General features: G+C 61.6%; 25 protein-coding genes. 13 read left to right on the plus strand and 12 right to left on the minus strand.

The genetic code is table 11. From position 1 onward, the window contains the following. The gene (dnaK, locus tag CV013_RS12750; protein ID WP_102156077.1) at positions 1-1,926 is read right to left on the minus strand and encodes a molecular chaperone DnaK; all 1,926 of its coding nucleotides are present in this window, start codon (positions 1,924-1,926) and stop codon (positions 1-3) included. Between the two features lie 169 nt (positions 1,927-2,095). Here dnaK and CV013_RS12755 point away from each other — a divergent pair, with 169 nt between their 5' ends. The 3 genes from CV013_RS12755 (at position 2,096) to CV013_RS12765 (ending at position 4,391) form a co-directional block, all read left to right on the plus strand. After that, positions 2,096-2,584 (plus strand): copper chaperone PCu(A)C, encoded by a 489-nt coding sequence (locus CV013_RS12755; protein ID WP_102156078.1) that lies wholly within the window; start codon positions 2,096-2,098, stop codon positions 2,582-2,584. Between the two features lies 1 nt (position 2,585). Next, on the plus strand, positions 2,586-3,083 hold the full coding sequence (locus CV013_RS12760; protein WP_102156079.1) for a vgr related protein: 498 nt from the start codon (positions 2,586-2,588) through the stop codon (positions 3,081-3,083). A gap of 144 nt (positions 3,084-3,227) precedes the next feature. Beyond that, complete coding sequence (locus CV013_RS12765; RefSeq protein ID WP_102156080.1) at positions 3,228-4,391, plus strand: PrnB family protein; 1,164 nt, start codon at positions 3,228-3,230, stop codon at positions 4,389-4,391. Between the two features lie 8 nt (positions 4,392-4,399). Here the strand turns inward: CV013_RS12765 and CV013_RS12770 are convergent, their stop codons facing one another. From CV013_RS12770 to hrcA, 3 genes are read right to left on the minus strand one after another with little or no spacing between them, the layout of a single operon-like run. Next, the gene (locus CV013_RS12770) at positions 4,400-5,179 is read right to left on the minus strand and encodes a hypothetical protein (protein ID WP_190276538.1); all 780 of its coding nucleotides are present in this window, start codon (positions 5,177-5,179) and stop codon (positions 4,400-4,402) included. Then, positions 5,116-5,709: a nucleotide exchange factor GrpE gene (locus tag CV013_RS12775; protein WP_102156082.1), complete on the minus strand. Its 594-nt coding sequence runs from the start codon at positions 5,707-5,709 to the stop codon at positions 5,116-5,118. Before CV013_RS12775 ends, CV013_RS12770 begins: the two co-directional genes overlap by 64 nt. A gap of 19 nt (positions 5,710-5,728) precedes the next feature. Beyond that, positions 5,729-6,772, minus strand: coding sequence for a heat-inducible transcriptional repressor HrcA (gene hrcA, locus CV013_RS12780; RefSeq protein ID WP_102156083.1), 1,044 nt, complete (start codon positions 6,770-6,772; stop codon positions 5,729-5,731). A gap of 82 nt (positions 6,773-6,854) precedes the next feature. On the opposite strand from hrcA, the gene rph reads away from it, so the two are divergent. Together rph and rdgB are read left to right on the plus strand one after the other, a co-directional pair. Continuing rightward, positions 6,855-7,568 (plus strand): ribonuclease PH, encoded by a 714-nt coding sequence (rph, locus tag CV013_RS12785; RefSeq protein ID WP_102156084.1) that lies wholly within the window; start codon positions 6,855-6,857, stop codon positions 7,566-7,568. Then, positions 7,565-8,194: an RdgB/HAM1 family non-canonical purine NTP pyrophosphatase gene (gene rdgB, locus CV013_RS12790; RefSeq protein WP_102156085.1), complete on the plus strand. Its 630-nt coding sequence runs from the start codon at positions 7,565-7,567 to the stop codon at positions 8,192-8,194. The genes rph and rdgB overlap by 4 nt, the downstream gene beginning before the upstream one ends. A gap of 470 nt (positions 8,195-8,664) precedes the next feature. Here rdgB and CV013_RS12795 read toward each other — a convergent pair whose 3' ends face one another. Then, positions 8,665-9,207 (minus strand): CAP domain-containing protein, encoded by a 543-nt coding sequence (locus CV013_RS12795; RefSeq protein ID WP_102156086.1) that lies wholly within the window; start codon positions 9,205-9,207, stop codon positions 8,665-8,667. Between the two features lie 60 nt (positions 9,208-9,267). Between CV013_RS12795 and hemW the strand changes: the two genes are divergently transcribed. Beyond that, positions 9,268-10,419 carry a radical SAM family heme chaperone HemW gene (gene hemW, locus CV013_RS12800; RefSeq protein ID WP_102156087.1) on the plus strand — a complete coding sequence of 384 codons (1,152 nt, stop codon included), beginning with the start codon at positions 9,268-9,270 and terminating at the stop codon, positions 10,417-10,419. Continuing rightward, on the plus strand, positions 10,416-11,309 hold the full coding sequence (locus tag CV013_RS12805) for a tyrosine recombinase XerC (protein WP_102156088.1): 894 nt from the start codon (positions 10,416-10,418) through the stop codon (positions 11,307-11,309). Before hemW ends, CV013_RS12805 begins: the two co-directional genes overlap by 4 nt. A gap of 239 nt (positions 11,310-11,548) precedes the next feature. Here CV013_RS12805 and CV013_RS12810 read toward each other — a convergent pair whose 3' ends face one another. From CV013_RS12810 to rsmI, 4 genes are all read right to left on the minus strand, one after another. Then, positions 11,549-12,154, minus strand: coding sequence for a DedA family protein (locus CV013_RS12810; protein ID WP_102156089.1), 606 nt, complete (start codon positions 12,152-12,154; stop codon positions 11,549-11,551). Positions 12,155-12,230: 76 nt separating this feature from the next. Beyond that, the gene (gshB, locus tag CV013_RS12815) at positions 12,231-13,181 is read right to left on the minus strand and encodes a glutathione synthase (protein WP_102156090.1); all 951 of its coding nucleotides are present in this window, start codon (positions 13,179-13,181) and stop codon (positions 12,231-12,233) included. Between the two features lie 23 nt (positions 13,182-13,204). Further along, entirely contained in the window at positions 13,205-13,555 is a 351-nt protein-coding gene (locus tag CV013_RS12820) for a YraN family protein (RefSeq protein ID WP_102156091.1), read from the minus strand. Further along, on the minus strand, positions 13,552-14,397 hold the full coding sequence (rsmI, locus tag CV013_RS12825; RefSeq protein WP_102156092.1) for a 16S rRNA (cytidine(1402)-2'-O)-methyltransferase: 846 nt from the start codon (positions 14,395-14,397) through the stop codon (positions 13,552-13,554). The genes CV013_RS12820 and rsmI overlap by 4 nt, the downstream gene beginning before the upstream one ends. A 40-nt stretch (positions 14,398-14,437) precedes the next feature. Between rsmI and CV013_RS12830 the strand changes: the two genes are divergently transcribed. Both CV013_RS12830 and parE read left to right on the plus strand, forming a co-directional pair. Beyond that, a complete protein-coding gene (locus tag CV013_RS12830; protein WP_102156093.1) occupies positions 14,438-15,604 on the plus strand; it encodes a penicillin-binding protein activator in 1,167 nt (388 codons plus the stop codon). A 67-nt stretch (positions 15,605-15,671) separates the two neighbouring features. Next, positions 15,672-17,648, plus strand: a complete 1,977-nt coding sequence (gene parE, locus CV013_RS12835; RefSeq protein WP_102156094.1) for a DNA topoisomerase IV subunit B — start codon at positions 15,672-15,674, stop codon at positions 17,646-17,648. Between the two features lie 6 nt (positions 17,649-17,654). Here parE and CV013_RS12840 read toward each other — a convergent pair whose 3' ends face one another. Beyond that, on the minus strand, positions 17,655-18,851 hold the full coding sequence (locus CV013_RS12840; protein ID WP_102156095.1) for a glycosyltransferase family 87 protein: 1,197 nt from the start codon (positions 18,849-18,851) through the stop codon (positions 17,655-17,657). 153 nt (positions 18,852-19,004) lie between these two features. Between CV013_RS12840 and CV013_RS12845 the strand changes: the two genes are divergently transcribed. The 4 genes from CV013_RS12845 to CV013_RS12860 all read left to right on the plus strand — a co-directional run bounded on the left by CV013_RS12845 (position 19,005) and on the right by CV013_RS12860 (position 23,292). Further along, positions 19,005-20,300, plus strand: a complete 1,296-nt coding sequence (locus CV013_RS12845; RefSeq protein ID WP_102156096.1) for a serine hydrolase — start codon at positions 19,005-19,007, stop codon at positions 20,298-20,300. Between the two features lie 68 nt (positions 20,301-20,368). Then, positions 20,369-21,226 (plus strand): AAA family ATPase, encoded by an 858-nt coding sequence (locus CV013_RS12850; RefSeq protein WP_102156097.1) that lies wholly within the window; start codon positions 20,369-20,371, stop codon positions 21,224-21,226. 1 nt (position 21,227) lies between these two features. Next, complete coding sequence (locus CV013_RS12855) at positions 21,228-22,103, plus strand: DUF817 domain-containing protein (RefSeq protein ID WP_102156098.1); 876 nt, start codon at positions 21,228-21,230, stop codon at positions 22,101-22,103. Between the two features lie 7 nt (positions 22,104-22,110). Next, positions 22,111-23,292: a vWA domain-containing protein gene (locus tag CV013_RS12860; RefSeq protein ID WP_102156099.1), complete on the plus strand. Its 1,182-nt coding sequence runs from the start codon at positions 22,111-22,113 to the stop codon at positions 23,290-23,292. A 16-nt stretch (positions 23,293-23,308) separates the two neighbouring features. On the opposite strand, the gene CV013_RS12865 is transcribed toward CV013_RS12860, so the two are convergent. Continuing rightward, entirely contained in the window at positions 23,309-24,508 is a 1,200-nt protein-coding gene (locus CV013_RS12865; protein ID WP_102156100.1) for an exo-beta-N-acetylmuramidase NamZ family protein, read from the minus strand. Further along, a complete protein-coding gene (locus tag CV013_RS12870; protein ID WP_102156101.1) occupies positions 24,505-25,047 on the minus strand; it encodes a DOMON-like domain-containing protein in 543 nt (180 codons plus the stop codon). Before CV013_RS12870 ends, CV013_RS12865 begins: the two co-directional genes overlap by 4 nt. Positions 25,048-25,067 lie beyond the last annotated feature (20 nt).

Raw genomic sequence — 25,067 nt, forward strand, 5'->3', positions numbered from 1 at the left:
TCAGTTCTTGCCGTCTTCGTCGACTTCGGAGAACTCGGCATCGACGACATCGTCATCCTTGTTCTCGTCAGTCTTGGCGTCCGCAGCAGAGGCATCGGCACCGGCGGCCTGTTCCTTGCTGTAGATTTCCTGACCCATCTTCATCGCAACTTCGGTCAGCGCCTGCGCCTTTGCATTGATCGCATCGGCATCGTCGCCTTCCAGAGCGGTCTTCACTTCGGCAATCGCCGCTTCGACCTGACCCTTCAGATCGGCGTCGATCTTGTCGCCGTGTTCTTCGATCTGCTTTTCAGTTGCATGGACAAGGCTGTCGGCCTGATTGCGCGCTTCGGCGCTGGCACGACGCTTCTTGTCTTCTTCCGCGAACTTTTCCGCGTCCTGCACCATCTGGTCGATGTCGGAATCGCTGAGACCGCCAGAGGCCTGAATACGGATCTGCTGTTCCTTGCCAGTGCCCTTGTCCTTGGCGCTGACGTTGACGATGCCGTTGGCGTCGATGTCGAACACGACTTCGATCTGCGGCACGCCGCGCGGCGCCGGAGGGATGCCGACGAGGTCGAACTGACCCAGCAGCTTGTTATCCGCCGCCATTTCACGCTCGCCCTGGAAGACGCGGATCGTAACCGCCTGCTGATTGTCTTCAGCGGTCGAGTACGTCTGGCTCTTCTTGGTCGGGATCGTGGTGTTACGGTCGATCATGCGGGTGAACACACCGCCCAGCGTTTCGATACCGAGCGACAGCGGCGTCACATCGAGCAGCAGCACGTCTTTCACGTCGCCCTGCAACACGCCCGCCTGAATGGCCGCGCCCATGGCGACGACTTCATCGGGGTTCACACCGGTGTGCGGTTTCTTGCCGAAGAACTCTTCGACCACTTCGCGCACCTTGGGCATGCGGGTCATACCGCCAACGAGGACCACTTCGTCCACACCGCCCTTGTCGATACCGGCATCGGCCAGCGCTTTCTTACACGGTTCCAGCGTGCGCTTGACCAGATTGCCGACGAGCTGTTCGAGCTTCGAACGGGTCAGCGTTTCGACCAGGTGCAGCGGAGTGGTGCTGCCACCTTCCATGCGCGCGGTGATGAACGGCAGGTTGATTTCGGTCTGCTGGCTGCTCGACAGTTCGATCTTCGCCTTTTCGGCAGCTTCCTTCAGGCGCTGCAAAGCGAGCTTGTCGGTGCGGAGATCCATGTTCTCCTTCTTCTTGAACTCGTCTGCCAGATATTCGACGATCACGGTGTCGAAATCTTCGCCGCCCAGGAAAGTGTCGCCGTTGGTCGACTTCACTTCGAACACGCCATCACCAATTTCGAGGATCGAGACGTCGAACGTACCGCCGCCAAGGTCATACACGGCAATGGTCTTGCCGTCGTCCTTGTCGAGCCCGTAAGCGAGCGCGGCCGCGGTCGGTTCGTTGATGATACGCAGCACTTCCAGACCGGCGATCTGGCCGGCATCTTTGGTGGCCTGACGCTGGGCATCGTTGAAGTATGCGGGAACGGTAATAACCGCCTGCGTAACCGTTTCACCGAGGTAGCTTTCAGCGGTTTCCTTCATCTTCTGAAGGATGAAAGCGGAAATCTGGCTGGGCGAGTAATCTTCCGATCCGGCCTTCACCCATGCGTCGCCGTTCTTGCCCTTCACGATAGTGTAAGGAACCAGCTCGGTATCCTTCTTCGTCACCGGATCGTCGAACCGGCGGCCGATAAGGCGCTTCACCGCGAACACGGTGTTGTCGGGGTTGGTAACCGCCTGCCGCTTCGCAGGCTGACCGATAAGGCGTTCACCGTCCTTCGTGAAAGCGACGATCGAAGGCGTGGTACGCGCGCCTTCCGAATTTTCGATAACCTTCGGTTTGCCGCCATCCATGACAGCAACGCACGAGTTGGTGGTGCCGAGGTCGATACCGATAACTTTGGCCATGATTTCCCTATTCGTTTCCTAGTGTTGGACACCGCCATCTGGCCCCCTTGCTATCAAGCAGGGCCGGTCGGCAGCTCAGTGGATGCGGGCGATATAGGGTTGCTTTTCCTTGGCACAAGGGAGTGCGAGCGTTACGGAACGAGGAATCTCGGACTGGAGGGAAATGGTCATGAACAAGTCGCTTTTCGCTGCCGCATTGCTGGCAGGCACATTGGGTCTCACCGCTTGCGGAAACGACACGCAAACCGCTGAAAAAACAACTGAAACGCCCCAATCGGGCATTCCGGGGCTGACTATCAGCAACGCGCGCATGGTGCTCAACGCGGTACCCGGCAACCCGGCGGCGGTCTATTTCGATCTGGCTTACGATGGCGACGACTCGTTCGCGCTTGATCGCGGCGCGGTCGAAGGCGCCAAGAAAGCCATGTTCCACGACTATGGCGAATATGACTTCAAGGTGCAGATGATGGACATGCTGCCGGTGCCCATCAAGAAAGGCGACAAGATCGAATTCAAGCCCGGCGGCAAGCATCTGATGGTGATGGACCCGCCGAAGGATCTCAAGCCGGGGGACAAGGTCAACGTCACGATCACCGTGTCTGGCGGCGCCAGCCAGACCTTCCCTGCCGAAGTGAAGGCCGCCGGTTCGGAAAGCTGATATGAGCGAGGCGCTCGCATGCCCCGCAGGCGGCGAGCGCCGTTTGACCGCCGGAGAAGTCGCGCTGGCGCGCACGATTTTCGGCCATGCCATCGATTATGCCCCGGTCACCATCCGGCGGCGCAAGTTCTTTCCGTTTCAGCCGCGCGGGGTCACGATGGCACCGCGCGGCCACTTGCACTTTCACCCACTCGGCAATGCCTATTGCGACGATTTCGCCACTGCGCCGCTGCACCTGCAGGCGCACTTCATCCATGAGATGACCCATGTGTGGCAGACCCAGACGCACGGCGAATGGTATCTGATGCTCCACCGGATGCCGTGGGCGCGATACGATTATGCGCTCAAGCCGGGATGGCGGCTGGAGAAATACGGTATCGAGCAACAGGCGCGAATTGTCGAACACGCCTTCCTGCTACGCAATGGCGCGAAACTGGCGGGCGTGGCCGACAAGGCGGCTTACGATGTGCTTGTGAACTTCACAGGCGCTGTGCGCTGACCCCTAAACGATTCGCGTCTGCGCTTCGCGGCCATATGCGCCGTATTTGAACGGTTTGACCAGGTTCCTTGCTCAACCCGGTTTCAGTTGATACGATCCGGTTGTCCGGGCGGCCCAACCCGCGCCCGGCCAATGGTTCTCAACATGGAGCTTAAAGACTACGGAATGTCGCGGGAACGCGGCTACCTTTCGCATTACGAAATCGACACGATCACCCTCCCCGGCCAGTTCGCCCCTGTGGTCGAAGCCGCCGGAAACCTCTCCGGCCTGCTGTCGTCGGGCCGGGTCCGCCACTGGCTGGACCAGTTGCCCGATCCCGACATTGCCGACTGGGCGCGCGAAGCGGCGGAGGAAGAAGTCCGCACCGCGATGGTGCATTACAGCTTTCTGGTTCAGTCCTATGTCTGGGGAGAGGCGCAGGCCCCCGCTCACCTGCCCGCCAATCTCGCCCGTCCGATGGTCGCTATCTCCGACCGGCTGGGTCAGGCGCCGCTGCTGCCCTATTCGGGCTATGTGCTCGACAACTGGGCACGGCTGGACAAGTCCGGGCCGATCACGCTCGATAATATCTACATGTACCAGAACTTCGTCGGCGGGGACGACGAGAACTGGTTCGTGATGATCCACGTCGCGATCGAGGCCGAGGCGGGCGTCCTGCTCGACAACGCCGCGAAGCTGGTCACTGTCGCGAAACAAGGCGACGCGGCCGAGGCGGAGCGGCTGCTGATCGAAATGGATCAGGCGTGGGAACGGATTTACGGCCACTTTGCCCGCATGGGCGAACGCTGCGACCCGTATATCTATTTCCACCGGGTGCGCCCCTATATCCACGGCTGGGCCAACAACCCCGCGCTGGATGGCGGGCTGATCTACGACGGGATCGAGAAGTTCGGCGGCAAGCCACAGGCCCTGCGCGGGCAGACCGGCAGCCAGTCGAGCATCGTCCCGGCAATGGATGCGCTGTTTCAGGTGCGCCATAGCGCAGACCCGCTGAAATCGTTCCTCGACGAACTGCACCACTATCGCCCGGTGCAGCACCGCCGCTTTATCGAAGACCTCGCCGCGCAATCGACGCTGCGGACTTTCGTGGAAGCGAGCGGCAAGCAATCGCTGAAAGACGCATTCAATGCCTGCGTCCAGCAGGCCGCGCGGTTCCGCACCCGGCATCTGGAATATGCCGCCAGCTACATCAACAAACAGATGAGCAGCGAAGCGGGCAACGATCCCGATGTCGGCACCGGTGGCACGCCGTTCATGAAATACCTGAAGAAACACCGCGACGAAAATCGCGAACAGGTCGTCGGCTGACCATCAGGTCAGCATAAATAGGTCTCTCGATCTATCTGCGGGCATTCGGCAATGTCCAGAGTGTCGAGGTAATAGCGCTGGGGCTCGATCGAGCTCCAGCGCGCCTTGCCCGGCGCATCGCTCTCAATGGAATAGGGGGAAGTCTTCTTGCGAAGCGTCAGGAAATTGACGCTGACCTGTTGCCCACGCCCTGTGTTCCGCATGAATTCGGTCCTGTCGAAGCCGATCAGACGGAACCGATTGCCTTCAAGCCGGAACTTGTAGGTATTGCCCGATGTCCCCCAGCTTCCGCACGAAGTCCAGAACCGCAGATTGAGCGACAGAACACGGCGCGAGACGGACAGCCCGCCATCCTCCAGCGGATCGACCAGACACGGCGTGTCTTCGCTGCCGGACGGCGGCACCACATGGTCGCCCGCGGCGATCTGGCGAAAACCGCCAGCGGCCTTTTCAAACACCAGCAACCGGCGCGGATTGGTGTCGAGGCTATTCGCCCCCAAACCATCGTTGGCAATCACCCGCGCAGGATCGATGGCGCGGATAATCAGCACCGTTTCCGGCTGACCGTCGCCCGTCAGATCGCCACTGGCGCGCATATCTTCGACCCATCCCGCTGGGATAGCCGGACCATCTGCAGATTGCGCCGCCACCGGCGCCGAAGTGGCGGCAACGGCAGCGGCGGCTGTCAGCAAACAGAGAGCGAGGCGCACCACCGGGCGAGCGCTTAGTCGGGCTTTTTCGCCACCCCGACCATTGCCGGGCGCAGCAGGCGGTCGCGGATCATCCACCCGCTCTGCATTTCCTGCACCACGGTGCCCGGCTCGGCATCGTCCGTCGGAATTTCCATCATCGCCTGATGCTGGTTGGGGTCGAGCGGCAGACCCTTGGATGCGATGCGGCTGATCCCGTGCTGGGCAAACACCTTTTCCACTTCGCGCTGAGTGGCTTCGATCCCGGCGACGAGACCCTTCAACCGCTCTTCCTCGCGCAGTTCAGCGGGAATTGCTTCGATTGCGCGGGTCAGATTGTCCGCCACGCTGAGGATGTCGCGGGCGAAGCCGGTCGCGGCATAGGCGCGCGCGTCGGCCACATCCTTCTCCATCCGGCGGCGGACGTTCTGGGTTTCCGCCTTGGCATAGAGCACTTCCTGCTTGGCGGCCTCCAGATCGTCTTTCAAACGGCCCAGCGCTTCTTCCAGCGGCGAAGTGCTGTCGTCGTCCGCGCCATCGGCGTCACCTTTATCGAGGAATTCTTCCGGCACGCCATCCAGTTCCTTTTCCATCGCCGCATCCTGCGGGTTGGTTTTATCGTTTTCCATGTCGTTCAAAATCGTCCAGCTAACCGATAAGTTTGCCCAGAGACTGGGCGGTGAAATCCACGATGGGGACGACGCGCGCGTAATTCAACCGCGTCGGGCCGATCACCCCCAATACACCAACTACCTTTCCATCGCGATCGCGATAAGGAGAGGCAATGATCGACGATCCGCTGAGCGCGAACAGCCGGTTCTCGCTGCCGATGAAAATCCGCGTCGAATCCGCATCGCGCGCCGAATCGAGCAGTTCGGCCACCGATTGCTTGCTCTCCAGATCGTCGAGCAACGAACGCACCCGGTCGATATCGCTCAGCGCGGTCTCATCCAGCAAATTGGCCTGCCCGCGCACGATCAGCACGGGACGGCGCGCGGCGTCTTCGCTCCACACCGCCAGCCCGCGTTCGACCAGATCGCGGCTTGCCTCGTCCAGCTGGCTACGACCATCGGCCAGTTCGGCGCGCATCGCCGCCGCCGCCTGCGCCAGAGTGCGCCCGCTCAGGCGCGAGGTGATATAGTTGCTCGCCTGTTCGAGCGCGCTGGCCGCCACGGGTGAAGAAAGCGCAACAATCCGGTTTTCGATCCCGCCATCTTCGCCCACCAGCACCGCCAGCGCCCGATCGGGAGAAAGCGGAACAAGACTCAATTGCGCCAGCCGGGGTTCGCGGCGCGGCACCATCACCATGCCCGCTGCGCCCGAAATATCCGACAGGATCGCGCTGGTCGCTTCCAGTGCCGCCTCTATCGGGCCGGGCGCGGACAGGCGGCGTTCAATCGCCTGCCGTTCGGCATCGCTCGGCTCGGCCACCTGCATCATCCCGTCGACGAACAGGCGCAGCCCGCCTTCGGTCGGCATCCGCCCCGCGCTGGTATGTGGTGCAGCCAGCAGGCCCAGCCCCTCCAGCTCGGCCAGTACCGAACGGATCGACGCGGGCGACAGGTTCAGCGCGCCGTCGCTGGCCAGCGTTTTGGAGCCAACGGGCTGGCCGCTGGTGAGATACCCTTCGACCACGAGACGGAAAATCTCGCGGGCACGGGTGGATAGTTCGGTGACAGGCGGTGTCTGCATGATGTCTTATCTATACGCTACCCTTGCAGCCTCAAGGGGCAAGCGCCTAACGCGATGCCACGACTCAACAAAAGGATATTTCATGCGACCTTCCGGCCGTGCGCCCGACGAAATGCGCGCCATTACCATCGAAACCGGCTTCACCAAACACGCGGAAGGGTCCGTGCTCGTATCGTTCGGCGATACGCGGGTGCTCTGCACCGCCAGTGTGGAAGATCGCCTTCCCCCCTGGCTGCGCGGCAAAGGCGAAGGCTGGGTCACCGGCGAATATTCGATGCTGCCCCGCGCCACCCACACCCGCGGCCAGCGCGAAGCGGCCAAGGGCAAGCAGAGCGGACGGACGCAGGAAATTCAGCGCCTGATCGGCCGCTCGCTGCGCGCAGTGGTCGATCTGAAGAAACTGGGCGAACACCAGATCACGCTCGATTGCGATGTGTTGCAGGCCGATGGCGGCACCCGCACCGCATCGATCAGCGGCGCGTGGGTCGCGCTGCGTCTGGCGGTCAACGGCCTGCTGGCCAGCGGCGCGCTGAAAGAAGACCCGATCACCGGCAAGATCGCTGCGATCAGTTGCGGCATCTGCGATGGCACTCCGGTGCTCGACCTCGACTATGCCGAGGATTCGAGCGCCGATGCCGATGCCAATTTCGTGCTGATCGAAGGCGGCCAGATTGCCGAAGTGCAGGCCACCGCAGAAGGCGCGACTTATGACGAGGAAGGGCTGCTGCGCCTGCTGCGCCTCGCTCAGATCGGCTGCGCGCAAATCTTCAAGGCACAGGATGCCGCGGTAAAATGACCCGCCGTATCGGTTCCGGCAAGCTGGTGATCGCCACGCATAACGCAGGCAAGCTGAAAGAGATTTCTGCGCTGCTCGATCCCTATGGGGTCGAATGCGTCAGCGCGGGATCGCTCGGCCTGCCGGAACCGGCGGAAACCGGCACGACTTTCGTCGAAAACGCGCTGATAAAGGCGCGCGCCGCGGCGGAGGCATCGGGGCTGGTGGCGCTGGCGGACGACAGCGGACTGTCGGTCGCGGCGCTGGGCGGGCGCCCCGGTGTCTATACCGCCGACTGGGCGGAGCGGCAGTGGTTCGAAGGCGAGCCGGGCCGCGACTGGTACATGGCCATGGGCAAAGTCGAAGGGCTGCTGCAGGCCAACGGGCCGGATACCCCGCGCGACGCATGGTTTTCCTGCACCCTCGCCCTCGCCTGGCCCGATGGCGAATATGCAGTGTACGAAGGGCGGATCGACGGTTCGCTAACATGGCCACCGCGCGGCACCCTCGGCTTCGGATATGATCCGGTGTTCGTGCCCAATGGCCGCGAGCAGACTTTTGCCGAGATCGATCCGGCGGAAAAACACCGCATCAGCCACCGCGCCGATGCTTTCGCCAAACTGGTGGCCGATCAGTTCGGCGGTTGATGGGAGGGTTGGGGAGCGGAGAGGCCATATCTCTCTCCCCCGTCGCCCCGGCCCCTGATCCGCGGCCCCGCCTTACCTTCGCGCGCAGCGCCAGAAGAAGCTGGACCCCGGCTCGTTGGCCGGGGTGACGTCAGAGATGGTGGATAAAGAAAGTGCGGGCTCCGGTTTCACGCCCCCCGCCCACTCACTCATCACAACCGTTCTATTGAGCGCAAAGGGCGGCCCATGGATTGCCGCGTCGCTGCGCTCCTCGCAATGACGAGGCCGGGGAGTACGTTCGATTGTATCGACCAACCATCGACAGCACCCCCAAAATCAAACCCACTTTGTGCCTTCGCGCCTTCGTGTGAATCAAGCTGCCACCCGCCCCCGCACATTGCAACAGCTGCAATCGAGGCAAGCTTTGCTCCATGGATTGCCACGTCGCCTAACGGTTCCTCGCAACGAAGAGCGGCGCGGAAGCGCGAGAGTTACTCCACCTGTGCGCCCCAGATATTTCCCGCAGGCCAGTATCGGCACACCAGAAAGTCGTTTTGCCCTCCCCGCGCGACCGCGCAGCCGACCTCTTGCGTGCCGGGCCACACGACTTGCGTGTAATGCGCCACATCGGCCCAGTTGCCGGTGCGCGATACATCGGGGAATTTGCCGGGCCGGAACTGAGCGCGCTCGGCATTAAAGGCGCCGATCATCGTTTCGGGGGTATAGTATCCGGCATAGCCCATCCACAGGTTCTCGCCCGCACCGCCGCGCTGCTGCGCCGATGCGTGATACATCCGACCATCGCGTGCCAGTCGCTGCGCCCACACCTGCGCCTCGCCGGCCAGCTTCTGCGACCAGTTGAGCGGTGCGCGCCCGATCCGTTCGCGTTCCGCATTGTGCGATGCCAGCAGGCGCGCGGCAAAGGCGTTGACCGCACCTTGCGAATGCGCGACCTGCGGCAACACCGCGATTGCAGCAGTGGCGGCAATCGCCGCTGTGCCCGCTATGACTGTGGCGACCCGTCTCGTCCTCATAGTATGGTATAATGCATTCAATCGTTTAACCGATTCTGAAGGGTGACTGCGAAAGCTCACATGGCCCAAGCGCTCTATATCCACTGGCCATTTTGCCTGAAGAAATGCCCGTATTGCGACTTCAACAGCCATGTGCGCGAAGGAGTCGACATTGCCCTGTGGCAAGATGCCCTGCTGGCCGACATGCGGCACGAGGCATCGCTGGCCGGGGGCGAACCGCTGGCGTCGATCTTCTTCGGCGGTGGCACGCCCAGCCTGATGCCGCCTGCGCTCGTTGCCACTTTGCTGGCCGAAGCGGAGCGATTGTGGGGTTTTGCCGAGGGGATCGAAATCACGCTGGAGGCCAACCCCTCTTCGGTGGAGGCGGATCGGTTCGCCGGGCTGGCCGCTGCCGGGGTCAACCGCGTCTCGCTCGGCCTGCAATCGCTCGACGATGCGGCGCTGCGCTTTCTCGGACGGCTGCACAATGCCGCCGAAGGGCTGACCGCGCTGACCACCGCGCAAGCCTGCTTCTCACGGGTCAACGCCGATTTCATCTATGCCCGCCCCGGCCAGACCGCCGATGGCTGGCGGCACGAACTGGAGGCCGCGCTGGCGCTGGGCACCGATCACCTCTCGCTCTACCAGCTCACCATCGAACCCGGCACCCGTTTCGCCACCGATGTGCGGCGCGGCGAATTCGTGCCGCTGGATGACGATCCAGCCGCCGATTTGTTCGCTTTGACACGTGAACTGACAAAACAGGCAGGCTTACCGGCATACGAGGTGTCCAATCACGCGCGCTGCGGGTCGGAAAGTCGGCATAACCTGACGTATTGGCGCTATCACGACTACTCAGGCATCGGCCCCGGCGCACATGGCAGGCGCAATGGCGTGGCCACGGTGCGCCATAAGAAGCCGGAAAACTGGCTGACGGAGATCGCCAGATCGGGCCACGGCATTGGCGAACAGCGCATTCTGGGCCAGCGCGAACAGGCCAGTGAAGCGTTGCTGATGGGCCTGCGCCTGACAGAAGGCATTGATCTGGCGGATATCTCTGCGCGCTTTGCCCTGCCGCCCACCGACCTGATCGATCATGATCGGGTGGACTTTTATCGTGGGCTCGATCTCGTGTGGCAGCAGGATAGCCGGATCGGCGTGACCGAAGCAGGGATGCCGCTGCTCGATGCCTTGCTGGGCGAACTGGTGCGCGAAGAACTGGTTACGACGTGAGCAAGGCCGACCTTCTCGAAGCGTGGCAAAACCATCTGGCGGACGGGCGGCGGCGCTCTCCGCATACCGTGCGGGCCTATCTGGCGGCGGCCAATCGCCTGCTAGAAGCGACTGGAATCGTTGACTTCGATGCCCTCGCCGCGCTGGAAGGGCCGGACTTGCGCCGCCAGCTCGCCGCGCGGCGAGCGGACGGATTGTCCAACGCCTCCACCGCGCGTGAACTGTCGGCGCTGAAAGGATTTGTCGCCTTCGCCCGCAGCCAGACCGGGCGCGACGGCACTCCGCCCCGATTGCGCGGCCCGCGCCTCAAAAAAGGTCTGCCGCGCCCGATAACCCCCGACGATATAAGCAATATTGCCGACCTGATCGCGGGCGATGCCAGTGAAGCGTGGATCGGATCGCGCGACCGTGCCGTGCTCTACCTGATGTATGGCGCGGGCCTGCGTATTGCCGAGGCGCTGTCGCTGAAAGGCAGCGACCTGCCACCCGGCGAAACGCTGCAAGTCACTGGCAAAGGGGGGAAACAGCGGATCGTCCCGCTGCTGCCCATCGTGCGCGCAGCGATCGCCGACTATGCCGCAAAATGCCCCTATCCCATTGATAACGATGGGCCATTGTTTCGCGGGGCCAAGGGCGGCGCCCTTTCGCAAGGCATGGTGCAAAAGGCGATGGCGCGCGCGCGTGTTGTGCTCGGCCTGCCGTCAACCGCCACCCCGCACGCGCTAAGGCACAGTTTCGCAACACATTTACTGGGTGCCGGTGCCGATCTCAGAAGCTTGCAGGAACTGCTCGGCCACGCCAGTCTGGGTTCGACGCAGATTTACACCAAAGTCGATGCAGCCACTCTGCTCGACACCTACCGCAACGCCCACCCGCGCGAAAAGGATTAGGCTCAGGCCTCACCGACACGTTCGTCATGGCGAACGCAGTGAAGCAATCCAGCACCCCACGCTTCCGCCCATCGCAACGGTTGTGGCAGAGGCAGGCCTCGGTCGATGGATCGCCACGTCGCCTGCGGCTCCTCGCAATGACGAATTACGAGGGATACGCACAGTGGCGGCGAACACCGCCCCGCAAATCAAACCCACTTCGTGCCTTCGCGCCTTCGTGTGAACCAGGCTGCCACCCACTACCGCAAATGGCGCGGTTTCCATGTGACAACGCGATATCCATACCAGATCAGCGACAACACGACCAAACCGGCGATCACCCATTGCGCCGCGTTTTCATACTGCCCGATTACGCCGGCCAGCCATGTCCCGCCCCAGATCAGCAGCGTGTTCCAGATCGCCGCGCCGACAAAGGTGAAGATCAGGAACCGCCACACATTCATCCGCGCCAGCCCGGCAGGGAGCGAAATCATCGTGCGCAGGAAAGGACTGAACCGACAGGCGAACACCACCCATTGCCCATGCTTGCGAAAGAACGCGATGGCCCGCTCGATATCCTCCCACTCGACCGTCAGCCAGCGACCCCAGCGGGCGATGAAGGGTTCGAGCCGGTGCCTGCCCCACTTCTCCCCCACCCAGAACCACGCATAGTTGCCCAGTGTCGAACCAACAGTGCCCCAGAACAGCAGCGGCCAGAAATCCATCTGACCGCGCGCCACCAGCACGCCGCCAATGCCCATGATGACTTCGGAGGGAACCGGCGGAATGACGTTTTCGAGCACCATCAGGAAGAAGATGCCCCAGTATCCGCCCAACCGGATCGCTTCGATGATCAGATCATGCATGCTCGGGCAACGCGCGGTTCACCGTGAAGTTCTCCGAAAATCTTCCGGCGGCGCTCTGTCCGCCGTTTGAAAGCGATCAGGCCAGTCGCGCTTCGATCGCATCCCAGATCATGCCGGGGGTGTCCGTGCCGTTATAACGGTCGATAGCGACGATCCCGGTCGGGCTGGTCACGTTGATTTCGGTCAGCCACTGTCCGCCAATCACATCGATGCCCACGAAGATTAGGCCCAGCTCTTTCAGGCGCGGCCCCATCTCGGCGCAGATTTCTTCCTCGCGCGGCGTCAGCGTGGTCGCTTCCGCACTGCCGCCGACCGCCAGATTGGAACGGAATTCCCCCTCGCCCGGTTTGCGATTGATCGCTCCGGCCACTTCGCCATCGACCAGCACGATGCGCTTATCGCCCTGCGCGACTTCGGGCAGGAACGGCTGCACCATGTGCGGTTCGGGCCAGGTCTGGTTGAACACCTCGAACAGCGCCGACAGATTATCGCCGTCGGCCGGAACGCGGAAGATCGCCTTGCCGCCATTGCCGTGGATCGGCTTGACCACCACAGCACCATGTTCGCGCTGGAACCGGCGCACTTCGTCCACCGAGCGGGTGACCAGCGTTGGCGGCATAAAGTGCCGGTAATCGAGCACCATCACCTTTTCCGGCGCATTGCGGACGGAGACGGGGTTGTTCACCACCAGCGTTTCCCCCTCGATCCGTTCGAGCAGGTGCGTGGCGGTGATATAGCCCATGTGGAACGGCGGATCCTGCCGCATCAGCACGACATCGATATCGCGGCCCAGGTCGATCCGCTGGGTTTCGCCCATCGTGAAATGGTCGCCCTCCACCCGCTGCACCGTCACCGGGTTGGCGTGGGCAATCAGGCGGTCGTCGGCATCGAGCGTCAGCGATCCGACATCGTAGTGATACAGGCTCGCCCCGCGCTGCTGGGCGCTGAGCATCAGGGCGAAGCTTGAATCGCCGGCGATGTTGAGTGTGTCGAGCGGGTCCATCTGAACCGCAACGCGCAAGGGCATGGTATTTCCTTCGTTTCGGGCCTTTACGGCATCCAGGCATTGACGATGTGGTCCGGCAAGCGGCCCGGCGCAAGGAGGATCACGTCGATCCGCATATCTTCCCCTTCGCGAACATACTCGTGCGCGACGGCTTCAGTCGCCGCCGCTACCCGGCGCAGGCGGTGGGCATCGACGGCATAGGCCAGCTCTTCCGCGCGGTTGCGCCACTTCACCTCTATAAACGCGACAGTGCCGAAACGGCGCGCGATCAGGTCGATTTCGCCCACCGGGGTCTTGCGGCGGCGGTCGAGGATCGTCCACCCTTTGGCCATCAGGTACAGTTCGGCGCGGCGTTCGCCCCGCCTGCCGTCGCGTTCCGCTCGCTGGCGTTTCACTGGCGCTTCAGCTCCATCGCCCGCGCATAGAGCACTTTGCGGTCGATCCCCGTTTCCTTCGCGACGAAGGCGGCGGCCTGCGATGTTTTCATCGTTTCGAGCGCTTCGCGCAGCATGCTCTCGGCATCGTCCTCGCTGACAGCGACCTCTTCCGGCGGAGCGATCATCAGGACGATTTCCCCTTTGGGCGGATGCGCCTCGTAATGCGCCAGCAGTTCGGCAGCGGCGCCGGTGCGGCATTCTTCGTGCAGCTTGGTCAGCTCTCGCGCCACAGATACGTTGCGGCCCGGCAGCACATCGGCAATCGCCGCCAGCGATTTGGTCAGGCGCGGCCCGGTTTCGTAAAACAGCAGCGTGGCATCGACTTGCGCCAAAGATGCCAGCGTATCGCCGCGCGCCTTGTCCTTCGATGGCAGGAAACCGGCAAACAGAAAGCGGTCGTTCGGCAAGCCCGACAGCGTCAGCCCGACCACCGCCGCACACGGACCGGGCAGCGACGTGACCGCCACCCCCGACTCGCGCGCATCGCGCACCAGCCGGTATCCCGGATCGGAAATCAGCGGCGTGCCCGCATCGCTGACCAGAGCAATCGCCTGCGTCCGCGCCGCCTCCACAATCCGCGCGCGATCCCGCTCGCTGGCATGATCGTCATAGCGCCACAGCGGCTTAGCCGATCCGATATGTTTCATCAGCTTGCCGGTGACGCGCGTATCCTCGCACGCTATGGCATCGCAGCCTTTCAACACCTCCGCTGCGCGCAAAGTCACGTCACCGAGATTGCCAATCGGGGTCGCGACTATATAGAGGCCGGGAGAGAGAGGTTTGGTGGAGTGGTGGGACACAACTCGGCCTCATGGACCAGATACGCGGGGAGCGGCAAGCATGAACGGATGGAAAATGAATCGGCGCAAGCTGATGGTGGCAGGCTCTGCCCTGCTGCTGGCGGGCTGTAAGGTCATTCCCGGCGGTGGACCGAACACCACCGGCCCTACCCCGACTCCGACCCCCGAACCCAGCGCAACCACGTTGCCCACCGACGATGCCCGCCACCGTGTCGCCTTGCTGGTGCCCACCACCGGGACCAACGGCGATGTCGGCCTGTCCATCGCCAATGCCACCACGATGGCGCTGCTCGATACCAATGCATCGAACCTGCGAATCACCACATACGACACCGGGACCGATGCGCGCAGTGCGGCGGCGAAGGCGATTGCCGATGGCAACAGCGTGATCCTCGGCCCGCTGATGGCCGACAACGTGCCGCAGGTTCTGGTCGAGGCGCGGCGCGCCAATGTGCCGCTCATCAGCTTCTCCAACGACAGCGCCGTTGCCGGGCCGGATGTGTTCGTGATGGGCATCGCGCCGGGCCAGTCAATCGAACGTTCGGTAAAATACGCCCGCAGCCGTGGGGCCACCCGCTTCGCCGCGATCATCCCCGATGGCGATTACGGGCAAAGGGCCGCTGCCGCGCTGTCCAGCGCAGTGGCGGGCAGTGGCGGCACGATGGTCGCTTCCGAAACATATGCGCGCGGCAATACCTCCATCGTCAGTGCAGCGACCCGTCTGCAATCACGCGGCGGGTTCGATACCGTTCTGATCGCGGACGGCCCACGCCTCGCGGCACAGGCTGCGGGCGTTCTGCGCCCGCGCGGCACCGGGACCACGCAATTGCTGGGCACCGAATTGTGGAGCGGCGATTCCAGCGTAACACGGGCAGTGGCGCTGCGCGGGGCGATGTTCTCCGCCGTATCGGACAGCCGGTTCAAACGTTTTTCGGATAGCTACAACACCCGCTTCGGCAAGCAGCCTTATCGTATCTCCACCCTCGGTTACGATGCCGTGCTGCTGACGCTGCGGGTCGCGCGCGATTGGAAACCGGGCAGGAAATTCCCGATTTCGACCCTTCGCAGCCCCGACGGTTTCCTCGGTCTGGACGGGGTATTCCGGTTCAATCGCAACAACGTGGCGGAACGCGCGATGGAAGTGCGGCAGGTGCAGGATGGCAAAGTGGTGATCATTTCCCCGGCACCCGGCAAGTTCGGCGGCTGACGATAACTCCCCCCGAACGCCACGTGCCGCTTGAAGCGGCGCGAAACCGCAGCCTATAGCTGGCGGTATGTCAGACGACCTGTTCGATAACACACCGGCCTCCAGCGGTGACTACGACGCTTCCTCTATCGAAGTGCTCGAAGGGCTGGAGCCTGTCCGCCGCCGCCCCGGTATGTATATCGGGGGGACGGACGACCGCGCGCTGCACCACCTCGCCGCCGAAGTGCTCGATAACTCGATGGACGAAGCGGTGGCAGGCCATGCCACGCGGATCGAAGTCAGTCTGGAACCGGGCAACCGGCTGACCATCACCGACAACGGGCGCGGGATGCCGGTGGGCGAACATCCCAAGTTCCCCGGCAAATCGACGCTGGAGGTGATCCTTGGCACGCTCCATTCGGGCGGCAAGTTTTCGGGCAAGGCCTATGCCACCAGCGGCGGGCTGCACGGCGTCGGCGTGTCGGTGGTCAACGCGCTCAGTTCATATACCCGCGTCGAAGTCGCACGCGACCGCCAGCTTTACGCGCAGGAGTTTTCGCGCGGTGTCACGCAAGGGCCGTTGCAGGAGCTTGGCCCCACCCCCAACCGCCGCGGCACGACCGTGACATTCGTGCCCGATACCGAGATTTTCGGGGATCGGCAGTTCAGCGCCAAACGCCTGTTCAAGCTCGCGCGCTCGAAAGCATACTTGTTCGCAGGTGTCGAAATCCGCTGGAAATGCGCGGCCAGTCTGGCCAGCGACGATGTTCCGGCGGAGGCGGTGTTCAAATTTCCCGGCGGTCTGGCCGATCATCTGGCCGAACAGATCGGCGCGCGCGAATGTGTCACCAGCCAGCCGTTCGCCGGATCGCAGGATTTCCCCGACGAACAGGGCCGCGTTGAATGGGCCATCGCATGGCCGCTATGGTCCGATGGCGCGACGAGCTGGTATTGCAACACCGTGCCCACCCCCGATGGCGGCACCCACGAACAAGGCCTGCGCGCCGCGCTGACCAAAGGGCTGCGCGCCTTCGGTGAACTGACCGGCGCGAAGAAGGCCAAGGAAATCACTGCCGACGATGTGATGACCGGCGGCGAAATCATGTTGAGCGTGTTCATTCGCGACCCGCAGTTTCAAAGCCAGACGAAAGATCGCCTGACCTCGCCCGAAGCCGCCCGTCTGGTCGAAAACGCGGTGCGCGATCACTTCGACCATTTCCTCACCGACAATATGGATCGCGGCAAGGCGCTGCTCGGCAGTGTCATGGAGCGGATGGACGAACGCCTGCGCCGCAAGCAGGAACGCGAAGTCAAACGCAAGACCGCCACCAATGCCAAGAAGCTGCGCCTGCCCGGCAAGCTGACCGATTGTTCGGGCGAAGGCGACGGCGAAACCGAACTGTTCATCGTCGAAGGCGATTCGGCAGGCGGCAGCGCCAAACAGGCGCGCAACCGCAAGACGCAGGCCATTCTGCCGATCCGTGGCAAGATCCTCAACGTCGCCAGCGCCAGCGCCGACAAGATCCGCGCCAACAGCGAAATCGCGGATCTCGCGCTGGCAATGGGTTGCGGCACCCGCAAGGATTGCGACCCGGAAAACATGCGGTATGACCGGATCATCATCATGACCGACGCCGATGTCGACGGCGCGCATATCGCTACGCTGTTGATGACATTCTTCTTTCAGGAAATGGCCGAAGTCGTGCGCGGCGGTTATCTCTATCTCGCGCAGCCGCCGCTCTATAAGCTCACCGCCGGGAAAGAGAGCGTCTATGCCCGCGACGATGCCCACCGGGCGGAACTGGAAGCTTCGGTGTTCAAAGGCAAGAAAGTCGAAGTGAGCCGGTTCAAGGGTTTGGGTGAAATGAACCCCCAGCAATTGCGCGAAACCACGATGAACCCAGAAAGCCGCAGCCTGATCCGCATTACGCTGCCCGCCGAACACGAACAACGGCATGCGGTGAAGGAACTGGTCGATCAGTTGATGGGGCGGAACCCGGAACACCGGTTCAACTTCATCCAGAACAACGCTGGCGAATTCGACCGCGAAATGATCGACGCCTGAGGCGGCTCAGGTCGGCGCTGCGTCAGCGCTTCCCCGCTCTGCCAGAATCGCGCGGGCGATAACCGCGAACAGCACGGCCATCGCGATTGGCATGATCGGTACGCTTGTCGCCAATGCCAGCGGGCGGGCAAAAATCGGCGCGGCAAAGGCGAACAGGATCGCGATCCGCTGCCAGTCGCGGTCGGGCTGCGCCGCCAGCCACAGCAGTGGAAACGCCAGTATCACCATATCGTAATCGAGCACGAACGGGGTCGCCAGCTGTGCGCCTGCCAGCATCAGCGCGCCGATACCAGGATCGTATTTCCTGCGGAATGCGACCGCGATCAGCGTGGCGACTACCGCAAGGCTGACTGCCGCCTGCACGGCATAGGCCGCTGCGGTGTTGCCTCCCAACAGCTTCACACCGGCAAAGGCGCTCATCATCTTGCCATAGCCGACCGCACCTGTCGCCATCGCTGTGCTGGCCCGATCGCTAATCGCAAACCAGTCTGCCCAGATATCGGCTCCGAAAGCCAGTGTGGAAACCGCCGCCAGCGCCAGCGCCGTTGCCCCCGCCGACACGATCGCCCGCCATTGCCCCGTCAGCAACAAAACGATGGGGATCAGCAAACCGAACTGCGGCTTGATCGTCGCCAGCCCGAAACATATCCCCGCCGCGACCGGCCGGTCCCTCACCAGCAAAGCACCCCCACCCAGCAAGGCCGCGAGCAGGAACGAAGTCTGCCCATGCGTGATCGTGATCGCGACCGGCGGAAATGCCAGCGCCAGCAACCACAGCGGCGCCCCCGCCCCCACTTGCCCGATCCACCCGCGCACCGCCGCCAGATACAGTCCGCCGGTCAACGCGATCCACACCGCCAGCGCCGGGAAATACCCCAGCGCCCCCAGTGGCGCCACGAACGGCAGAAACGTTGGGGGGTAGAAAAATGCCGTGAAGCCATCGGCAGCTTTGAAATACTGCTGCTGCGCCGCGATGTGCGCCGCCATGTCATAGACATTCTGGCCAGCCAGCAGCATCCGCCCCGATGTCCAGAAGCTGATGAAATCAGTTCCGATCAGAAACCCGTTGCGATCCACCCCGGCTCGCGCCGTGGCCAGCAACCAGACAATCAGCGCGATATTTGCCGCGGCTGCGATGAACAGGTAGCCACGCACGCGCTGTGAGTTCAACCAGGGGGCTGTACGGATGAAGTTCCCGCTCATGTCCGTATACCCGCCGCCTGAAGTGGAAAACTGCCCTGTAAAAACAATGATATACCCCCCGCATATCGTGGTGAACATCCTGTCATCTTCGTAAGACAAAACAGGTCGGTCATCCACGTTGCATCCATCTGTCAGTACGTTATCCTCTTGGGTATGTTCAGAACATCTCTATTCGCTTCCGCCGCCCTTGCATTTCTGGCTGCCACCCCGGCAATGGCGCAGACAGCGCCTTCGCCAGCGGATCAGAAATCCGATAGCCTTACGCAGCAAGGGGCGCAGGCCGTCGCGGAATTTCTCCACGGGAAACGCACCGCGGAGGAGGTATTTTCTCCGGGTTTTCTTGCAGCTGTGCCAAAGGCGCAGATTCAGGCTCTGGCAGCGAAACTGGTGGAGCAGTTCGGGCCGTTCGATGCGGTAGCGTCGGTTGAGGAGAAAAATCCCAATCAGGGAATCGTCACTCTACGCTACGCCAAGGCGACGATTGCCGGCCCGATAACCATTGATAACGGTGGCAAAGTAACGGGCCTGTTGCTCAACGATGTGAAGCCGCTGGGCGACAGCGTGGCCAAAGTTCAGGCCGACCTGGAGGCGCTTCCGGGAGAAGTGAGCGCGCTGTCCACATCGCTCGACGGCAAAGCCTCCCCGCTACTGAAAATTGCAGCAAATCAGCCGCTTGCCATCGGTTCTACATTTAAACTCTATGTGCTTTCCGCCCTCGCCCATTCCATCGAACGCGGAGAACATCGCTGGGACGAAGTCATCAATCTGAGCGAGAAATCTCTGCCCAGCGGACAGATGCAGGAATGGCCTGTCGGCGCACCGGTGACGCTCCACACACTGGCCAGCATGATGATTTCGATCAGCGACAATACCGCGACAGATCAGTTAATTAGAGTGCTGGGGCGCAACGCAATCGGCGATGAATTGCGTAAGAGCGGACACTCCACGCCGGACAAGACTCTGCCGTTTTTGACCACGCACGAACTGTTCGCCTTGAAAGGCAACCCGGAGCTGGGGGCGCAATACGCCGCCGCTGACGAAGCAGAACAGGAAGCCATTCTGAAAAAGCTGGATATGCAAATCAAAACTGATCCGGCATCGATACCGCTACCCCAATATACAGAACCGCACGCTATCGACACACTCGAATGGTTCGCCAGCGCGAATGATATTGCGGGCATTATGCGTCGGATCGCTGCGCTGAAAGACCCCACGGCGCGCCAGATTTTGGCAATCTCCCCCTCGATGTCAGCCTCCGACCGCGCGCGATTTGCATATGTCGGATACAAAGGTGGGTCAGAACCGGGCGTACTCAACCTGAGCTGGCTCATGCAGACCAAGAGCGGCGAATGGCGCGTACTGACAATAAGTTGGAACGATCAATCCAGCCCTGTGGACCAAGGCAAGCTGGAAATGCTGGCTGTCCGCCTCCTCAAACTGAGCGAATAAGCAAAGCCCCCCTTGCCCTACGAATGCTGGCCGCTTAACGTATACGTAAAGTTGCGAAGGGAGACCCAATGGTCCAGCGTTTTGAAGGCACCAACGATTATATCGCCACCGACGATCTGAAAGTGGCGGTCAATGCCGCTGTCACGCTCCGTCGCCCATTGCTGGTGAAGGGGGAACCGGGCACCGGCAAGACCGTGCTGGCGCAGGAAATCGCCAAGGCAATCAATGCCCCTCTGATCGAATGGAACGTCAAATCGACCACCAAGGCGCATCAGGGGCTATACGAATACGATGCCGTCGCCCGGTTGCGCGATGGCCAGTTGGGCGAAGAGCGCGTCCACGATATCCGCAACTACATCAAGCGCGGCAAATTGTGGGAAGCTTTCACCAGCGAAAAGCTGCCTGTCCTTCTGATCGACGAAATCGATAAAGCCGATATCGAATTTCCCAACGATCTGCTGCACGAACTCGACCGGATGAAGTTCGACGTGTACGAAACGCAGGAGACAATCGAAGCGAAAGAGCGCCCGATTGTCGTGATCACTTCGAACAACGAGAAGGAATTGCCCGACGCATTCCTGCGCCGCTGTTTCTTCCATTATATCAAGTTCCCCGATCACGATACGATGCGGGAAATCATCGAAGTGCACTTCCCGGGCATCCAGAAAGCTCTGGTCACCAAAGCGATGGAAGTGTTCTATGAACTGCGCGAAGTGCCAGGCCTGAAGAAGAAGCCGAGCACCAGCGAATTGCTCGACTGGCTCAAGCTGTTGCTCAATGAAGATATGCCGCTGGAAGTCTTGCAGAATCAGGATCCGACCAAGGCTATCCCACCGATGCACGGTGCGCTGCTGAAAAACGAACAGGACGTTATGCTGTTCGAACGTCTGGCCTTTATGGCCCGGCGCAATCCGGGCGGCCGCTAGGCTGAAACCGCGCGAAACAACCCGCTTTGCCGCCATCCGTGCGCGGCTCGAAACGTTCGAGCCGCGCGCTGGCATCTATGCGTGGTTATACGAATTCGCACTGTTCGGCTTCAAGCAAGGCTGGGCATGTCTGTTCGGCGGACTGATGCTGGCACTGCTGGTCGGAACCCATCTGTTTTATCCCGCCGATGCTGCGCTGGCGCGATACGATTTTCTGACGCTCGCCGCGTTGGGAATACAGATCGCCATGCTGGCTCTGCGTCTGGAAACATGGGGCGAGGCCAAAGTGATCCTCGCCTTCCACGTCGTAGGCACTGTGATGGAACTGTTCAAAACGGCCTATGGATCATGGATATATCCCGAACCCAGCATTCTGCGGATCGGCGCGGTGCCGCTATTTTCGGGCTTCATGTATGCCGCCGTCGGCAGCTACATCGCGCGGGTATGGCGGATTTTCGACTTCCGCTTCACCGCCTACCCGCAGCGGTGGGCGACATGGGTTTTGGCGGTGGCGATCTACGTCAATTTCTTCGCCCATCACTGGCTGCCCGATATTCGCATGGCCCTTTTCGTAGCGATGATCGTGCTGTTCGCCCGCACCCGGATTTACTTCACCGTGTGGCGCGAACCGCGCTGGATGCCGTTGCTGATCGGATGGCTGCTGGTGGCCCTGTTTATCTGGTTTGCGGAAAACCTCGGCACGTTTGCACGGGCATGGACTTATCCCGATCAGGAGCACGGCTGGGCGATGGTGTCTCCGGCCAAGCTCGGCGCATGGTATCTGCTGATGTATATCAGCTTCGTTCTCGTCAGTTGGGTCGCGACGATACGCGCGCCCTTTGTCAGCGCTGGCTCACCGAAACAACAAACGGTATGAAATCCCCATGTTCCTGAACTTTATCGACGAACTGCGTGCTGCCGGGATCAAGGCCAGCTTCAAAGAGCATCTCACTCTGCTCGAAGCACTGGACAAAGACGTGATCGAGCAGACGCCAGAGGCATTCTATTATCTTGCCCGCGCCACCTTCGTGAAAGACGAAGGGCTGATCGATCGCTTCGATCAGGTGTTCCAGAAGGTCTTCAAAGGGATCATGACCGATTATGGCCAGAACCCGGTGGATGTGCCCGAAGACTGGCTGAAAGCAGTTGCCGAAAAATTCCTTACGCCAGAGGAAATGGCCGAGATCGAAAAAATGGGTTCGTGGGACGAACTCATGGACACACTCAAGAAGCGTCTGGAAGAACAGGAAAAACGCCATCAGGGCGGCAACAAGTGGATCGGCACTGGGGGCACCTCGCCCTACGGCAATTCAGGCTACAACCCCGAAGGGGTGCGGATCGGCGGCGAGAGCAAGCATAAGCGGGCGGTGAAAGTGTGGGAGAAGCGGGAATTCCGCAATCTCGACAACACCCGCGAACTGGGCACGCGCAATATCAAGGTCGCGCTTCGTCGCTTGCGCCGTTTCGCCCGGGAAGGTGCGGCCGACGAACTCGATCTGGATGCCACCATCGAAGGCACCGCCAAGCAAGGCTGGCTCGACATCCATATGCGGCCAGAGCGGCACAATGCCGTCAAGCTGTTGCTGTTCCTCGACGTTGGCGGTTCGATGGACCCGTTCATCAAAGTGACCGAAGAGCTGTTCAGCGCCGCGACCAGCGAATTCAAAAATCTCGAATTCTTCTACTTCCACAACTGCCTTTACGAAGGGGTATGGAAGGACAACCGCCGCCGTTGGGCCGAACGAACGAAGACGTGGGATATCCTCCACAAATATGGACACGATTACAAAGTCGTGTTCGTAGGGGACGCGGCGATGAGTCCATATGAAATCACCCACCCCGGCGGCAGCGTCGAGCACATGAACGAGGAAGCCGGCGCTGTTTGGATGCAGCGGGTGACCAATACCTATCCGGCGACCGTCTGGCTCAACCCGGTGCCTGAAAACCAGTGGGGATACTCACAATCGACCAAAGTCATGCGGCAACTGATCGATGATCGGATGTACCCGCTCACGCTCGGTGGGCTGGATGATGCGATGCGGGAATTGAGCCGCAAACACGGCTGATAACTCCGCAAATCGCTCAATACAGCAATAGCGGCGCAACGCTTTCACGCCACCCGGCTTCATCAGCGGCGGCGTGAGCATCAAGGTCGAACGGTTCGGCGCTGGCATCGTCGACCCATTCGCGCAAAGCCGGGCCACCGTTGATCACATCGATCGCCAGACGATCGAACTCGTACTCATAGGGGAAATCGCGCCACAGCGCATATTCGGGGTAAAGCCGCCGGATCGCCTTGAACGCCAGCGCCTGCAGTCGCCAGGGGCGGAATGTGCCGTGATTGTAAAACCCATGTTCGGCATGGATCATCAGCGCGCCGCACAATTCGTGCGCGTGCTTGTGGAATGTAGGCTCGAAGTAACAAGGACGGATCGCGCAGCCTGCCAGCCATTCCGGTGCCAGACGGCGCATTTCGGCCAGCACCGCAATCGCATCGATATCGGGCGCGCCGAACAACACCTCCAGCGGTCTGGTCGTGCCCCTTCCCTCGCTCAGATTGGTCCCTTCGAGCATGACTGTGCCGGCATAAGCTCTTGCCATATTGATATTGGCGGCATTCGGGCTGGGGTTGATCCATACCCGTTCGGCAGGCCAGCCATATCCCGGCCCCGCTTCGGGCAGCCAGTGGTGCATCTCGATCACCCGATAGGCCACGTCGAGGTTGAATTCGCGAATGAACCATTCGCCCATTTCACCCATCGTCAGGCCGTGGCGCATCGGCATCGGCGCTGCACCGACAAAACTCTCCTGACCGTGAACGAGCAAAGTCCCCTCCACCGGGCGGCCCGCAGGATTGGGGCGATCCAGCACCCACACTTCCTTGCCATGCTCTGCCGCAGCCTGAAGCAGATAGAGCAACGTAGTGACAAAGGTGTAGATGCGGCAGCCCAGATCCTGCAGATCGAACAGGAAGACATCGGCCGTGCTCATCATCTGCCCGGTGGGGCGGCGCACTTCGCCATAAAGGCTGAACACCGGAATCCCCAGAATGGGGTCGGTTTCGTCAGCCGTCTCGACCATATTATCCTGCTTGTCGCCTTTCAGACCATGCTGCGGGCCAAACGCACTGGTAATATTGACCCCGGCGCTGATCAGGGCATCGAGGCTGTGCGTCAGGTCCGCTGTAACCGAGGCGGGATGCGCCACGAGCGACACGCGCCTGCCTTCAAGCGGTTTCCTAAGGTCGGGGTCGGCCAGCAGCCGGTCAATGCCGAATTTCATGAACCTTGCGGTGCCGCAAGCGTCGCCGCGAAGCAAGCCGGATCGTGAAAGTCCGGCTTCGCTTCGGGGTGAGCCATCGCCCAATAGGATTTTACACCGCCATCTTCTTCGAGAATGGCAGTGATCGCCATCGCGGCGGGCAATTGCGGCAGAACATCGCGGGGGATCGCAGCGTCGAAAATGGCAAAAGTCGATCCTTGCCGCAGCCCAACCTCAGGCTCCTGAGAGGCTGGCTGATTGCTCATCCCATCACGATAATCGGTGAATTGATATGCTGCCCAGCGGCCCGAAGGCGAGAGGTTGATCTCGACATATTCCGGCCCCCCTTCGGGTCTTACAAACAGCTCGAAACAGGTCGTCCGCCACAGCTCATCCTGTCGTCCACGCCCAGAATAAGAGGGGACGACCAGACTGCCCGATCCATCGACACGCCACCGGATGCGAATCAGACGATCGTCGAAACCGATTATCTTCGCTTCGACCCGCGTAATCGCATGGGGTGAAAAATCGGGATGAGAGTGAAGTTGATACGTTTGCATGTCCGCGCCCCCGTGCTAAC

It is taken from the genome of Tsuneonella flava (assembly GCF_002870965.1).
GTDB classification, from domain to species: Bacteria; Pseudomonadota; Alphaproteobacteria; order Sphingomonadales; family Sphingomonadaceae; genus Tsuneonella; species Tsuneonella flava.